Annotated in this window: 9 protein-coding genes; 7 read left to right on the forward strand and 2 right to left on the reverse strand. The window is 55.7% G+C overall.

Annotation, left to right across the window (positions count from 1 at the left end; translation table 11 throughout):
• The first annotated feature begins 6 nt into the window (after positions 1–6).
• The gene (locus ACFSR7_RS08890; protein WP_378160659.1) at positions 7–1,098 is read left to right on the forward strand and encodes a response regulator; all 1,092 of its coding nucleotides are present in this window, start codon (positions 7–9) and stop codon (positions 1,096–1,098) included.
• 144 nt (positions 1,099–1,242) lie between these two features.
• Here ACFSR7_RS08890 and ACFSR7_RS08895 read toward each other — a convergent pair whose 3' ends face one another.
• Positions 1,243–2,070 carry a phytanoyl-CoA dioxygenase family protein gene (locus tag ACFSR7_RS08895; protein WP_378160661.1) on the reverse strand — a complete coding sequence of 276 codons (828 nt, stop codon included), beginning with the start codon at positions 2,068–2,070 and terminating at the stop codon, positions 1,243–1,245.
• 173 nt (positions 2,071–2,243) lie between these two features.
• On the opposite strand from ACFSR7_RS08895, the gene ACFSR7_RS08900 reads away from it, so the two are divergent.
• The 6 genes from ACFSR7_RS08900 (at position 2,244) to ACFSR7_RS08925 (ending at position 13,901) form a co-directional block, all read left to right on the forward strand.
• Positions 2,244–3,116, forward strand: coding sequence for a helix-turn-helix transcriptional regulator (locus ACFSR7_RS08900; RefSeq protein ID WP_378160663.1), 873 nt, complete (start codon positions 2,244–2,246; stop codon positions 3,114–3,116).
• 86 nt (positions 3,117–3,202) lie between these two features.
• Positions 3,203–6,232: a hybrid sensor histidine kinase/response regulator gene (locus tag ACFSR7_RS08905; protein ID WP_378160665.1), complete on the forward strand. Its 3,030-nt coding sequence runs from the start codon at positions 3,203–3,205 to the stop codon at positions 6,230–6,232.
• Complete coding sequence (locus tag ACFSR7_RS08910) at positions 6,225–7,343, forward strand: response regulator (protein ID WP_378160667.1); 1,119 nt, start codon at positions 6,225–6,227, stop codon at positions 7,341–7,343. The genes ACFSR7_RS08905 and ACFSR7_RS08910 overlap by 8 nt, the downstream gene beginning before the upstream one ends.
• 87 nt (positions 7,344–7,430) lie before the next feature.
• Positions 7,431–11,195, forward strand: coding sequence for an S-layer homology domain-containing protein (locus tag ACFSR7_RS08915; RefSeq protein ID WP_378160669.1), 3,765 nt, complete (start codon positions 7,431–7,433; stop codon positions 11,193–11,195).
• Positions 11,196–11,453: 258 nt separating this feature from the next.
• A complete protein-coding gene (locus ACFSR7_RS08920) occupies positions 11,454–12,728 on the forward strand; it encodes a zinc-ribbon domain-containing protein (RefSeq protein ID WP_378160671.1) in 1,275 nt (424 codons plus the stop codon).
• A 24-nt stretch (positions 12,729–12,752) separates the two neighbouring features.
• A complete protein-coding gene (locus tag ACFSR7_RS08925; RefSeq protein WP_378160672.1) occupies positions 12,753–13,901 on the forward strand; it encodes a S1C family serine protease in 1,149 nt (382 codons plus the stop codon).
• Between the two features lie 164 nt (positions 13,902–14,065).
• Here the strand turns inward: ACFSR7_RS08925 and ACFSR7_RS08930 are convergent, their stop codons facing one another.
• Positions 14,066–15,052, reverse strand: coding sequence for a YecA family protein (locus tag ACFSR7_RS08930; RefSeq protein WP_378160674.1), 987 nt, complete (start codon positions 15,050–15,052; stop codon positions 14,066–14,068).
• Positions 15,053–15,190: the final 138 nt, after the last annotated feature.

Consider the following 15,190-nt stretch of genomic DNA (forward strand, 5'->3'; position numbering starts at 1 on the left):
CGTAAGGTGTATCGTGCCATCATCGTAGAAGACGAGAAGCCGGTTCTGGAGCTGATGAAGGTGATCATCGGCCGGAACGGCAATTATGAGATCGTGGGGACATTCGACAGTCCGCTGGAAGCCTTGGAGCAGCTTCCGGGCCTCAGGCCGGACATTGCGTTCATCGACGTCGAGATGCCCAAGATGAACGGACTCGAGCTGGCTCAGCGAATTATGGACACTTGGAAACGGACGGCCATCGTCTTCTCCACGGCATACAAGCAATATGCATTGTCTGCGTTCGACGTGCAGGCGCTCGACTACGTCCTGAAGCCGGTTACGCCGGCCGCGATCGAGCGGGTGACAAGCCGGCTCCGGGAGAAGCAGCCGACGGCCGTGCCTTCCGGCAAGCCTAGCGCTCTGCCCGTAATCCGCTGCCTGGGCGGCTTCGAGATCCGCAATTCGGCCGGAGCGCTGGTTCGCTGCCCGACGCGCAAGGCGGAGGAGCTGCTTGCGTACCTGCTCTGCCACTCCGGCATGGACGTCTCCAAGTGGCAGCTGCTGGAGCTGCTCTGGCCGGAGATGTCCGAGGAGCGGGCGATGCCCAACCTGCATACGGCGATTTACCTGCTCAAGAAGATGGTCAAGGAGAACGGCCTGTCGCTCGACATCCTGAAGACGACCGAAGGCTACACGCTGGAGGCGAACGGAGAGCCGTATGACCAATTGACGTACCGAATGTACGCTTCCTCCAACGCGAACGGAACCTTAAGCCCGGAGCAAGCGGAGCAGCTTCGCGCCGCCTACCGGGGACCTCTGCTCGACGGGAAGCCGTATTTGTGGAAAATAGGGCAGGAGCAGGCGCTCGAGAAGCAGTATACGGGAATCGTTCGGCGTCTTGTGCGGGAGGATCTGGAGCAGGGCAATTGGGAGAGGGCGGTGAGCCGCCTCGAGGCGTATCTCTCGATCTATCCGCTCAGCGAAGAGATGAACGTCAGCTTGGTCGAGCTGTATTCCAGCCTCGGCCGGATGGAGAAGGCGGCGCGGCAATATGCGAACTTCGAGCAGAAGTATTTCGAGGAGTTCGGCTGCCTTCCTTCCGCCAGCTGGAGCAAATAAACGGAATAGGCGAATTATTAGTGGAACCCCTCGGGACTAATGTAACAAAGTGCAATGACCGCAAAAACAGCTTCTGCCGTTCAGACAACACCTTAAAAGGTGAGTCTAACCGACAGAAGCTGCTTTTGGTTTTAGGCGAACAATCTATCCTTCCTTGCCGTACAACACGGGAAAGAAATCATTGTTGAACGGTTGACCGTCATACGGCCTTGGACCGAGCAGGGTGACATTGTCATGACGCCGGCCTTTTCGATAAGCGGTATCGCCGGGCATCAGATGGGCGACAACCGACAGGCGAGGATCATGCGAAAGATTGCTGCCGGAACCGTGGAAGGTGAGCGCATGATGGAAGCTGGCTTGCCCTGCCTTCAGAATACAAGGTTCTTCTACCCAGTCCTTGGTGGCAAAACGGTCGCGCAATTTCTTCATATCCTGCTCGAAGAAGGAATCGCTGCCTTCGATCACGCCCCAGCGATGAGAGCCGGGGATCGTCATCATCCCGCCATTGGAAAGATCGGTGTCCTGCAATGCGATCCATACGGTAACCATATTGGTCGTATTGCTGCAACGCCAGTAGCCGTAATCCTGATGCCAACCGACGTTGCCCAGCGCCGTTTCTTCGCCGCCTGTGCCCGGTTTGAGGATCACCTGATCGTGCCAGAGGCGAATCGAATCGACGTTCAACAGTTCGGCCGCCATTTGTCCAAGATGACGGTCGGTTACCACGTCGCGCACTGCGTCATTGATCCACCAGCCATTGTCCAGCTTGCGCAGCGCTTTCGGATCTTTCGGAGCGGAAATCGGATGCAGCGATATGCCGTCACCGTCAAAGTCCTTGCGCCATATGCGCTCATGCGCTTCGCGGAGACGGGCGATCGTGGCGTCGTCGATCAGCTTCGGGCTGATCCAGTAGCCTTCGCGATTGAATACCTCTTTGTCATGCTCCGTTACTTGATAAGGAATAACAGACATCGTCGACACCTCGGTCACAAATGAATTTAGAGGCTGGCGAAGTGAAACCGCGCAGCTCTGACTACACTTTACATGACGATTAATGTATTTACTTCTCTCCTATTACGAAGTAGAATCAGAAACAAAATCGGCATCGGAGCAGCGTGGAAAAGCGGGTTGGGGGAGCGGGACGCATGAAACCGAAAACGACATCGGCCAGATGGGTGGTCAATAACGACGAGTCGCATGTCATCCATGTGCCGGAGCTTGTTACGCTTGGATATGACCGGTTTTCGGAAGCCATACCGCTTACCGACCATCGTCATGAGCAGGCGTATGAATTTGTATACATGGAAGGCGGGCAGGCGACTTGGGATATCGGCGGCGAAAGCATTACGACCGTTGCCGGTCAGATGCTGATGACCAGGCCAGATGAATGGCACAGAGCGCGCATTCATTATATCGAGCCTTGCAGCATCTGGTGGGTCATCGTCCGCGATCCGGAGCAGTGCCGGCAATGGCTGCTCTTGCGCCATTCGGACAAGGACAAGGTGTCGCGGGCGATGCGCGCGCTTGACCGGGTTACTGCGGTCGAGACGCGTGTCAGGGACAATTTTCGCCAGCTGCGCGATTTGCTGGAGGAGAGGAGGGATGATAAGTATCGCATTCGGCATCTGCTGCTTGATATCGTGCTGGGCGTTATTTATCCATCCGTCGATCGTTCGGCTTCATTGCTGGAGCAGTCCGTCCGAACATTGATGGAAGAGATTGCCGGGGATCCGGCGAAGCGCTGGACGGTTCCCGAACTGGCCGCCAGTCTGAATGTCAGCGAATCGCATCTGTTCCGATTGTTCCGGGAGATTGCCGGCGAAGCCCCCGCGACGTTCGTGGAACGTACGCGGATTGAACATGCGCGCCGGCTTCTGATGGATTCGGACGCGTCCATCACTTCGTTGGCGATGGATCTTGGCTTCAAGACAAGTCAGCACTTTGCGACCGTGTTCAAACGATATACGGGTGTCAGTCCGAGGAGTTGGAGACGGCAAAGGGCGCAAACGGAAAGCTGAGGAGCGCTATTTTTCGTCTGCCATTCATTCAATGACGGCCGTTGACAGCCGATATCTTTAGCATTGCTTAAAAAGACGGTGAAGCTATGGTTAGGAAAAACGCCCTGTTGCTCGGCATGATCAGTTTGTTCGTTATCGTTACGATCGTGAACGTAGTTCAATGGCTTCGTCCCGCGACGCAAGCCGAGAGGGCGAGCGACGGATTGCTGGATGCGACGCATTGGGACTTTACGGAGCGGGGCGTCCTCTCGCTGCGCGGGGAGTGGGAGTTCTACGAAGGAAAATTGCTAGGGCCGGAAGACTTTCGAGCCGGCCGGATCGAAGGCCGTTTCGTTCAAGTGCCCGGAGGCTGGAAGAATAAGCTGGCTTCGTCGGACAAGAAGGGTTATGGCGCCGGTACGTACCGGTTGCTCGTCCGCACGAGCGAAGCCGCATTGTACAGTATGCGGGCCAAAAAAATCCGCATGTCCAGCCGTATCTTCATGAACGGCGTCGATATGGGCGGCAACGGCCGTCCTTCCTTATCGGCGGAGGTCTTCGTGGCCAGCAATGCGCCGTTCTTCGGCACCGTCCAAGCCGACTCGGGTACTGTCGAGATTATCATTCAGGTAGCCAGCTTTGACTACCTGGAAGGCGGGTTGGTGCAGCCGCCGGAATTCGGACTCGCAGACGATATGATGAAGCGGCGCGACGATTCCAAGCTCGCCGATATGATTCAGACGACGATCCTGCTTGCGTTCGGACTGTATTATGCGGGCATGTTCAGACAGTGGCGCCGGGAACCGCATCTGATGCATTTTTGCCTGTTCTGTCTGGCGCTCGGACTGTTCTTCAGCATCGACAATGAGATACTGGCGCTTGATTTTTTGCCCGGATTGACGTTCCCATGGCTTCAGAAGATGCTTTTTCTATTGCCGCTTTTTTCTTTTTACTTCTTCACGTATTACGTGTACCGGTACCTGAAGGAAAGGGATAACGTTGTTTTTACCTGGCTTCGCAGATTGACCTACGCTTATCTTGCGACGATTGTGCTGCTTCCCAATCGATACCTGGTCAGCTTCCTGGACGTGGGAATTGCGATCGGAGCGGCCGCCTTCGGGGTAATGCTCTATGCCGTCTTCCGCAGCCACAGCCGCGGCAACCATAGCAGCCACTATATTATGCTTGGCATTTTCTTTCTGTTTGTCAGTTGGCTCTATGCGCATCTGCGCTACCAGCTCGCGCTGGACAATCCCTACTATATGGTCGTGACGCCGGCGCTGCTCGTCTTGTCGCAGGCGCTACTCATGTCCGATGAGCTTCAGCTGAGCTATCGAAGGAGCGAGCGGTTATCCCAGCGATTGCTGCGCTACGACCGTCAGAAAGACGAGTTTCTGGTGAAAACGTCGCACGAGCTGCGAACGCCGCTGCACGGCATCGTGAATTTGTCGCAGGCGCTGTTGGACAACCGGACGATCCCGCTCCAGGCGGAACACCGGGACAATGTACATATGCTGCATTTGCTGGGCAGACGACTGGCGGGACTCGTGCACGATATTCTCGATCTGAACCGGATTCGTCACGGACAACTCCTGATCCGTACGACCTCGGTCAATTTGGGCCAGTCGGTTCGGTTCGTCATGGAGACGTTGTCCATCTCGCCGGTCAACAAAGAGGTGCGGCTCGTTAATGCGCTGCCGGCCAAGCTGCCGCTGCTCCTTGCGGACGAGAACCGGGTGAAGCAAATTTTGTACAACCTGCTGGAGAACGGGCTGAAATTCACGAAGCAAGGGACGGTGACCCTCTCCGCGGAGCGGCGAGGGGACGAGCTGGCCATCTCGGTGACGGATACGGGAAGAGGGATTCCCGCGCATGAAATCGCCGGCTTGTTCCAGCCATTTGTCCAGTCGGAGGCGTTCGGACAGGCCGGCGAAGGACTAGGTTTGGGGCTGAGCATCGCGAAGCAACTGACGGAGCTGCAGGGCGGCCGGTTGGAGGCGGAATCCACGGTCGGCGTCGGCTCGCGGTTCACGTTCACGCTGCCGATCGATCCGGCCTCGGAGGAAGCGGCTGCCGCGGCCGTCGAAGAGGCGCTGCCTTTGCCGTTAGCCGTGCCGATGCAGGACAGTCAGACGGCCGAATTTCACCTACTAATCGTAGACGACGAACCGTCCAATCTGAAAGTGCTGATCGATGAAGTCTCTTCCATGGGATACGGATATGCGGCGGTGGGAAGCGGGGAAGAGGCGCTCGAAGCGCTGCGGCGCCACAAGATAAAACCGGACCTGCTGCTGCTCGATCTCATGATGCCGGGCATCTCCGGCCTTGACGTATGCAGGGAGATCCGACGGCTGCAGGGACTTGCCGAGCTTCCGATTCTGATGATGACCGCTTCCGGCCAGACGGGCGATATCGTGGCCTCGTTCGCCGCCGGCGCGAACGATATCGTGCAGAAGCCGTTCGAGCTGGCCGAATTGCGGGCGCGGGTGCAATCGCTGCTGGCGATGAAGAGCTCCTCGGAACGCGCGGTGCGACGGGAGATGGATCTGCTGCAAGCCCAGATTACGCCGCATTTCCTGTACAACAGCATGAATGCCCTCGTCGGGCTCAGTTATAAGAACGTAGACAAGCTCAGGGAGACGATTCACCACCTGTCGACATACTTGCGGGCCAAGTTTACTTTTGTATTCTCCGAGGAGCTCGTTCCGTTCGAACGCGAGATGGAGCTGGTCAAGGCGTATCTGGCAATCGAGCAGCTGCGCTTCGGCAGCAGGCTGGCTGTCGAGATCGAGATCGAGGCGGACTTCCGATGCATGCTGCCGCCGCTAACGCTGCAGCCCATTGTAGAGAACGCGGTGCGGCACGGCATCGGGCCAAGAGCGTCTGGCGGATTGCTGCGGATTGCGGCATGCAGGCGTGACGACGGAGCGGAAATAACCGTGGAAGACAATGGCGTCGGCATCGGCGAGGAATCGCTGCGGATGCTGAAAGAAGGGCGAGCCGGAGGGGTCGGCGTCGGCAACGTCAGTCGGCGCCTTCAGCTGGTGTGCGGCGGCAAATTGGACATTCGAAGCGGCGACGGTGCGGGAACGCTGATCAAACTGCAAATACCGGAGGCGAAAAAAAGCAATGGTTAGGGCGATATTGATTGACGACGAGGAAATCGCGCTCGACGTGATGGAAATCTTGCTCCAGGAGGTCGGCGGGGTTACGGTGCTCGGCAAATTCAGCCTCGTGTCCGATGCGCTCGCGCAGGCGGATGCGCTGCTGCCGGAGCTGATCTTCCTCGATATCGAGATGCCGGAGACAAGTGGGCTTGCGGCTGCGGCCAAGCTTCTCGAGCGGTTTCCCGACGCGGATATCGTGTACGTGACTGCTCACAGTCAGTATGCGGTGGACGCATTCGATACGAAGGCGATCGGATATTTGCTCAAGCCCGTAGCCAAGCCCCGGCTCGTCGCAGCCCTGGAGAGGCACGCGGAGCTTCGGGAGAAAGCGGCGCGACGGGCCGGGGCAGGAAGCTTGACGAGCGATCGGGACGGCGTGCAATCCCCCGAGCCCTTAAGACGAACGCTGTCTCTGAAGCTGCTCGAAAGCATGGAGCTTTACGATGCCGACGGTCGGTTGATCACTTGGCGGACGAAGAAGACGAAGGAGATGTTCGTTTATTTGTGGCACCATGGGGGAACCCCCGTGTATCGGGATCGCATTCTCGGGCATTTGTGGCCGGATTTGGATGCCGAACGCGCGCAAGCGCTTTTTCATACGACGATGTATTACGTGCGGAATACGCTGAAGTCCGCGGGCTATCCCGAGATGATCGGTTCCGGAGACGAGCGTTATTGGATGCGAACGGGCGAAGTCGCCTGCGACGTGTCGCGGCTGGAAGCGTTAATCGGGACGGGGAGACGGGCGAGCGATGCGGAGGAGCTACTGTCGCTCTATCGCGGCGATTATTGCGAGACGGAAAATTACGGATGGGCGAATAGCAGAAGATACGAGCTGCGCGCGGTCGTCATCCGCCATCTGGAGCAATGGGCGGAGCATGCGGCCGACGATTCGCTGAAGGAACGCATGCTGCGCAAGCTGATCGAACTGCATCCGTACGAGGAGAAGTATTATGACCGGCTGGCGCTGCATTTGACGTTCTTGGGGGATCCTTCGGCCGCGGACAAGGTGAATCTTCTTAAAGACTCGACGTTCCGTGCCGACTTGGGACTGCATGTCGCCGACAGGAATCGCGAATAATCGATTTTGTTTGGAAAATGTTTAGCGTTCAATTGTTACGCTTCTCCTATGCAGCCTACGATTTTATTGCAGAAGGGGAGAGTTACATTGCAGGCAAGATCGATGTTCCGTTTGTTGTCCAGAATAAAGCTTCAACTGCTGCTGGCCGTTGCGCTGGCGATTCCGCCCATCGCGATGGCCGGTACCGCGAGCGCGGGGCCGGATTCGTCGGGTGCGTACGCCGGCACGTTATTAGCAAGCTGCGAGTACAAAAGCGACATGGAGAATGGGGACACAACCGCTTCTTGTCCGAACGCGATATCGATCGGCGCAAACGAGGACAACGCGTATGCGGGCGTACTCAAGTTTGATCTGAGGGGTCTCAGCGGAACGGTGCTCGAGGCGGATCTAAAATTGTATATAACCGCTAATAATGCCGACGAAGAAGCCGGTCCCGAGCTGACGATCTATCAGCATGGCGGGAACTGGACGGAGCCGACGACCGGAGCCGCGGCTTGGCCCTCCTACGGCAGCGGATTGCACGCGCGGGCGGTTGCAGTAACGGAAAGAGACGGCGCATGGATGACATTTAATATTGCGTCGCTGGTGCGCGACAGTATCAATAAAGGAAAAACCGAACTTGTTCTCGTACTGGTGAACATGAGGTGGGATGCTGGGGGACAGCGGATTTTCCAATTTGCAGCGTCGGGTACGAACAACCCGAAGCTGGATATCTCCTATACGACAACTCCCGTTCAAGTGCCGGCCCCGCATACGCGAATTGCGGCAGGGGACGGATTTACGCTGTCGCTGCAGGATGACGGCACGGTCAAAGCCTACGGTTGGATTAACGGTCGCAAGATTGACGTGCCCGACGACCTGACCGGCGTACAATCGGTGTACGCGTCCAATGCCTGCGGCTATGCCATAAAGACGGACGGTTTCGTTGCGGCCTTGGGCGACGGCTGCACGGTACCCGCCGAAGCTTCGAACGGCAATGTCGTCGGGCTCGTACCCGAAGGTTATGCCTCTACCGTCTTGAAGAATGACGGGACGATAACCAGTTTGGAATCGGGATATTACAAGATGCCGGAAGAATGGAAACCTGTTTATGGACCGTTCAAGTCCGTCTCGGGAGGATTTAACCATGCGGCCGCACTGACGTGGGATGGCAATGTAGTCAGTTGGGGCTCTGAGTCAATGGCGGCGACGTCAGTGCCCGACGACCTGCCGGAAACGGTAGCCATCGCTTCGGGCGTCAATCATACGCTGGCGCTCCTTGCGGACGGCAGTGTCAGACTATGGGGTTACTGGGGCGTCGATCGCCCGCCGGAAGACCTGCCAAAAGCAGTGGCGATCGGCGCGAACGAGAATTACTCCGTGGTGGTTACGGCTGACGGGTCTGTCGTCGTATGGGGGGACGACCGATTGCAACCGCCGGCGGGGCTTAGCGGCGTCGTAGCCGTCGCGGCGGGGAGCTCGCATATCGTCGCCCTGAAGTCGGACGGCACTTTGGTCGGATGGGGGAACAATCAACATGGCGAGACGGTAACGCCGGCGCCATCCGTAAGCGGGTTGTCTTGGTCGGCCGGCAGCGAGATCGGCACGACAAAGGCGAGCATCGCGGACGAAAGTCTGAACGATGAGAACTACGGCGAGCTGACGCTGAAATATCGGATCGGCGCCCCGGGCAGCGTCAGACATCCTTATATCGGCGAAGATCCGGCCGATCTCGGCTACGATACGGAGCTTCACGACGGCGACGAGCTGACGGTCCCTTCGGGACAGCACGTGTACGTCCTGGCGGAGTACGAAGAGAAGGACGAATACGACAGCACTCCGACAGGCATCAGGAAAGTAGCCTATTGGACGGATGCGGACCCTATCGTAGCGGTAGCGCCTCCAGAAGCGCCAAACGTGAGCGCCGACGATGCGTCCAACACGATCGTCGGCCTTACGACGGCGATGGAATTCCAGGTCGATGACGGAGCATACGTGAGATACGACGGCACGAATGCGCCGGATCTCACCGGCACGCATACGGTCAAAGTGAGAGTCGCGGCGGATCCGGCAACGGGAACGCCTGCCGGGGCGGCAGCCACGCTGAGCTTTACGACGAACCCGCCTGCCCCTGAGGCACCAAGCGTGAGCGCCAACGATGCGACCAACACGATCGTCGGCCTCACGACGGCGATGGAGTTCCAGGTCGATGACGGAGCATACATGAGATACGATGGCACGAATGCGCCTGACCTCTCGGGCACGCACACGGTCAAAGTGAGAGTCGCGGCCGATCCGGCAACGGGAACGCCTGCAGGAGCGGCAGTCACGCTAAGTTTCACGACGAATCCGCCTGCCCCTGAGGCACCAAGCGTGAGCGCCAACGATGCCACGAACACGATCGTCGGCCTCACGACGGCGATGGAGTTCCAAGTCGATGACGGAGCTTACGTGAAATACGACGGCTCGAATGCGCCCGATCTCTCGGGCACGCATACGGTCAAAGTCAGAGTCGCGGCCGATCCGGCAACGGGAACGCCGGCCGGTGCGGCAGCCACGCTGAGCTTTACGACGCCATCGACGTACGTACCGCCGACGTCCACGCCATCGGTACCGCAGAATCAGGGCGTGGATGTACTCGTCAACGGTAAGGCGGAAAGTATCGGCGCCGCCACCACGTCAACGAGAAGCAGCCAGACCGTAACGACCGTAATCGTGGACGAGGGTAAACTGGAACAAAAACTTGCAGCAGAAGGCCAAAAGTCCGTTTTAACGATACCGGTTAACAAAGAGTCCGATATCGTAATCGGAGAACTTAGCGGCCGAATGGTCCAGAGCATGGAGCAGAAGCAAGCTACTATTGAAATCAAGACGGAGTATGCTACCTATACGATTCCGGCCCGGCAAATCAATATTGGCGCGATCTCCGAACAACTCGGAAAGTCGATCCAACTGCAGGATATTACCATTCAAATTGAAGTGGCAGCTCCTAATGAAGATACCGTGAAACGAGTGGAGAGCTCGGCTAAGAATGGCGGTTTTTCCATTGTCGTTCCACCCGTTGAATTCACGATCAGAGCCGTTTCCGGAGATCAAAAGATCGAGATTGCCCGTTTCGAAGCCTATGTAGAACGAACGATCGCGATCCCGGACGGCGTTGATCCGAGTAAAATAACGACGGGGATCGTCGTGGAACCGGATGGAACGGTTCGCCATGTGCCTACCCAAATCGTTGTTGTCGGGAACCGATATTTTGCGAAAATAAACAGTCTGACGAATAGTACCTATTCCCTTGTCTACAATCCGATCGCGTTCAATGACGTAGATGGGCACTGGGCGAAAACGGAAGTAAACGACATGGGTTCAAGAATGGTCGTTAACGGCACCGGAGACGGTTTGTTTAATCCCGACCAAGCGATTACGCGGGCCGAGTTTGCCGCGATTATGGTTCGTGGGTTGGGCTTGAAACTAGCTGACGGCGCGACTACATTCAGCGATGTGAAATCGTCGGATTGGTTCAGCGGGGCTGTTCAAACCATGTATCAGTACAAGCTGATCGACGGGTTCGAAGACGGAACCTTCAGACCGGCGGATACGATTACGCGCGAACAGGCCATGAAGATCATCGCGCAAGCGATGTTGCTGACCGGTCTCGAATCCAAGCTCTCGTTCGAAGGAACGGCAGAAGCGCTAAAACCATTCGCAGACGGAAATACGACTGCCGAGTGGGCTAAAGCTGGCGTGGTCGACGTGATTCAGGCAGGAATCATTACGGGCAGAAGCAGCACGACCCTTGCTCCGAAAGCGAATATTTCAAGAGCGGAAGTCGCGGTTATGATTCGGAAACTGCTTCAAGCTTCGGGATTGATCTAGGTATCAAAAAAAGCTCTTCTCCTAGGCGGGAGGAGCTTTTTCTTACCTTGTCTGGCTAAATGCCATTCAAGGTTTTTTTATACCTATAGCGGTAGCTGCCTTAAAGCTTCGACAAATAAAATGTCTATCGTTTCGTCATCGCACACCTCGTTTCTGTGACAAGGAGGAAATAGAAGGAAATGATCTGAAATTGTCGAAATTATAGCTTTTATGTTGATTTTCATTCTTCCATTAAAATGCTCAAAAGGAGTAACCGGAATGTTTTGCTCGAATTGTGGTACGAAGCTTCAGGCGGACAGCAAATTTTGCAACCGCTGCGGTGCCGGCGTCAGCCCCGTAGAGCCCGTGGCGCAGACGGAAATCTTGGGATGGGAGAAGCCGGGGGAATCGCCCGTTACCCTGTCTGCGGAGACGGAGATCGCCGCCGCTTATGAAATCGGTACGCCCATGCCGACTGCTGCCGTTACCGGCGTGCCTGTCGCGAGGCGTCGGATCGGTCTTTTTGTCTGGCTGCTGCCGACGGTTAGCCTGATTCTAGCCGCGGCGCTGATCGGCGCGGTATACCTGTATCAGATGAATATCAACCGTCAAGTGGACCGGCTGCTTCAGGAGGGGGAGAAGCTTGCGCTGGACGGCAAGCTGGCCGAAGGCAAAGCGATCATCGAAGACGCGCTCGAAAAGCGGCCGGATCATCGGATCTTGCTGGCGGACCGCGCGTTGCTCACGGATGCGCTCAGCCTGCAGTCCCGTTTGTCCGATACAGATGGTCAACTGAAGAACAAAAAATATGAGGATGCTCTCAAGGAAGTCGATAAGCTGAAGTCGGAGCTTGCCGCCCGCTCGGGCCCGGTGTATGAGAAGCTTGCCGCCTCTGCCGCCAATAGGGAAGAGCGGATTGTCGTCGCACAGGTCAATGCCGGCGCGGCGGTGAAGAAAACGGTGGAGGAGCTCGTTCCGCTGCTAAATAACGTAAAAGCTTACAAAGGCGAAGAAGCGCAAAAATCGATGAAGCAAATCAAGCAGAAAATCGTCGATATCTCCTATGAGGAAGCCACGGTTGCGCTCAAAGAAAAGCAATTCGCCGAAGCCATGTCCGCCATTGAGGAAGCGTTGAAATATGATGAAGCGAACCCAAAGCTGACGACGCTGAAGACGGAAGTCGAAAAGCAGAAGCAAACGTTCGAAGACGCCGAGAACAGCCGCATTCAGCAAGCTATCGAAGCGGCCGAGCAGGAAGACACTAAAAATCGTACGCAGGCGGTCAAGCTGGTTTCCATTCATGCTTATACCGACGCCGATGGCTATTTCAATGTAGAAGGTACTGTCAAAAATACAGCGACACGTTCGATCAGCGATGTGGTCCTGTATATCGATATTTTGGATGCCGACAAAAACATCGTAGACCAAGCGACTGTCTATGTTACGCCCAATGAATTGGATACAGGGGAAATGGGGACTTTTTACGATTATTACTACAACCTCGGCAGCATGGACACGGTCAGCGTGACCCGCACCGAATGGCATCTAAATTAAGAGAAAGGAGGCATCAGGAACGCCATGAAAAATTGGATTACGGTCATTGTCTCTGTCTTGATTCTCGCTGCGGGAGGCTTCTCTGCTTATGAACTGAACGGACGTTGGGATACTCCCGTAGTAAACGCGGAGTCGAAGCTGGGGGTGCCGGGCAGCACGGTCAAAGCAAGTGCCAAACCGGATCTCAAGGAAATGATTCGCGAGGATCAGAAGCACGTCGTATCCGTTGAAGTTACCTTGGAGGACGGTTCGTCGTTAGGCTCCGGATTTCTGTACAACGACAAGGGCGACGTCATCACCAACGCCCACGTTGTAAGCGGCGCGCTTAAAATACGCGTAAAAACGAACGACATGAGCATCTACTCCGGCAAGCTGATCGGCATGAACGAGGAAAAAGACGTTGCCGTGGTGCGGATAGATGCGCTGGCCGGCAAGGAGCCGATCGTCGTCGATAAAGAAACGAAGGCGGAAATCGGGGACACGGTGCTGGCATTCGGCAGTCCGCTGGGCTTGGATAATACGGTAACGACGGGCATCATCAGCGGCGTTGACCGCGACATGGATATTGACGACATCAAGTATCGGGGCATCTATCAAATTTCCGCGCCTATCACGCACGGCAACAGCGGAGGCCCTCTAGTATTGGAAAGCAGCGGCAAGGTCATCGGCATCAACTCGGCGGGGAACGATCAAGGCAGCATCGGCTTCAGCATTCCTTTTTACCAAATCGCTGCTATGGCTGAGGACTGGAGCGCACATCCGGATGAGCAGCTCGCAAGCGAATCCCTCAGTTTGGACGATGAAGATATGCCATCTTCGTCCGGGTATACCAAGGAATCGCTGTCTGCTGACGCCCAATACTTGGTTCAATACTTCTACGATTGCGTGAGCGGCGGCGATTACGTGTCGGCCTATAGCGTACTGGGCAGCAATTGGCAGACCAAAACCACCTACGAGAAATTCCGGGAAGGCTATCTGAATACGCAAAGCGTATCCGTCTCCAACATTTCCGTCACCTCGGCAACCGAGAAGGAAGCGCAGGTCGCCGTTATTCTGGAAGCTTGGGAAAACAAAAACGGAGAGTCGGTGCTCAGCAAATACAGCAGTACCTATACGGTCAAGTTAGAGAACGATACGCTAAAAATCGTGTCTGGCAAAGGGAAAAAGCTGTAAACGGTGAAGACTCGCTCAACGGTATCGCAGCGATTGTGCGCGGCCAGCAGACTTATGCCTGCTTCAGCATAAACGCTTTTCCATACGCTCCGTGATCGTGCAGAATAATCGCATGGATGTTAAAGAGGCGACCCGGTGTCGGGTCGCCTTTTGTGCACGCAAGTTTATTGTTGGGACATCATGGAAAGACGATTCTTCAGCTCTTTAAGATCCTCCGAATTGTCAGCATTCATCTGGCATCGTTCCATCCCGAGGTTGTAGATCGACACCGCTTTGGCGCGGTCGCTGTCTATGTATAGATCTCCCCAGTGGATGTACGCCCATACGGAATCCGGGCAGTCCGCTATTATTTTTTCGAATTCCAAATCTGATCTAAAAAGATCACCCATTAGCCCGTATGATTCTGCGATTTCTAAACGCAAGGTCAATCGTTGGCTGGGCTCGGTATCCGAAAAAAGCTCCTGCTGCTCGCGGTTGAGCGCGATTCTTTCTTCCAAAAGCGCCATTCTTTGAGCAACTTCCAGACTTACAGCTGCATTGCGAAGCGTCAGCGAATATTCGTCAAGTATCCATGCAAAGTCCGTAAAAGACGGGAATCGCTCATAAAGTTCATCCCACGAACGAATACCCAACTGGAAAATGAACCTCGTTTTTAGTCGGTCCCAGATTGTACGCAGAAGTGCCAGACGTTCTTGCTCCTGTTGAGGAGCGCCGTATGCAATCATAAGATCGGCCAGATCTTCAAGCTTGTCAAAGCTGAATATGTTCGATGCCCAACGCTTGCTGAGCTGTTTTGCCGCGAGCATGGGGAAGATCGAATCCTTACTGAAAACAGGGGCACCATGGCGTTCCTGCCACACCTGAGCTACCCGATCGGAATACATCGTTTCCTGAAGGTCCCGCAGGAAGCCTTCCCGGTCTACGGTTATCCCCATTCGGCTTAAATGGCTCACGATGTCGTCATCCGACATTTGTTCCACGGCATCCGGTTGCCATCGGTTTTTTTGGTTGCCCTTTTGTACCCATACTTTTTCCAAGCTCCGCAAGCTGGGCGGGGTCGCTGCCGGAATAGGCTTATCGTATTTGGGAATACAGCATTTTTTGTACTTTTTTCCGCTGCCGCAAGTGCAGGCATCGTTACGACCGAGCATGCGCCAACTATCCTCATTCTCTTGTTAAATAAATTGCTCTTCTCTCACTTTAACATATTTATTGCGAACGATATGAGATAAAAGCCAATAAAGCATGATTCATCTTTCCGAGAGGGTGCAATGTCGATCCGCAGCTTG

This window comes from Cohnella sp. GCM10020058, assembly GCF_042683485.1.
Classification (GTDB): domain Bacteria; phylum Bacillota; class Bacilli; order Paenibacillales; family Paenibacillaceae; genus Cohnella.

Coding starts and splice junctions, on each gene's coding strand:
- ACFSR7_RS08900 (WP_378160663.1), top strand. CDS start 2,244: ATGAAACCGAAAACGACATCGGCCAGATGGGTGGTCAATAACGACGAG.
- ACFSR7_RS08905 (WP_378160665.1), top strand. CDS start 3,203: ATGGTTAGGAAAAACGCCCTGTTGCTCGGCATGATCAGTTTGTTCGTT.
- ACFSR7_RS08930 (WP_378160674.1), bottom strand. CDS start 15,052: ATGCTCGGTCGTAACGATGCCTGCACTTGCGGCAGCGGAAAAAAGTAC.
- ACFSR7_RS08925 (WP_378160672.1), top strand. CDS start 12,753: ATGAAAAATTGGATTACGGTCATTGTCTCTGTCTTGATTCTCGCTGCG.
- ACFSR7_RS08910 (WP_378160667.1), top strand. CDS start 6,225: ATGGTTAGGGCGATATTGATTGACGACGAGGAAATCGCGCTCGACGTG.
- ACFSR7_RS08895 (WP_378160661.1), bottom strand. CDS start 2,070: ATGTCTGTTATTCCTTATCAAGTAACGGAGCATGACAAAGAGGTATTC.
- ACFSR7_RS08920 (WP_378160671.1), top strand. CDS start 11,454: ATGTTTTGCTCGAATTGTGGTACGAAGCTTCAGGCGGACAGCAAATTT.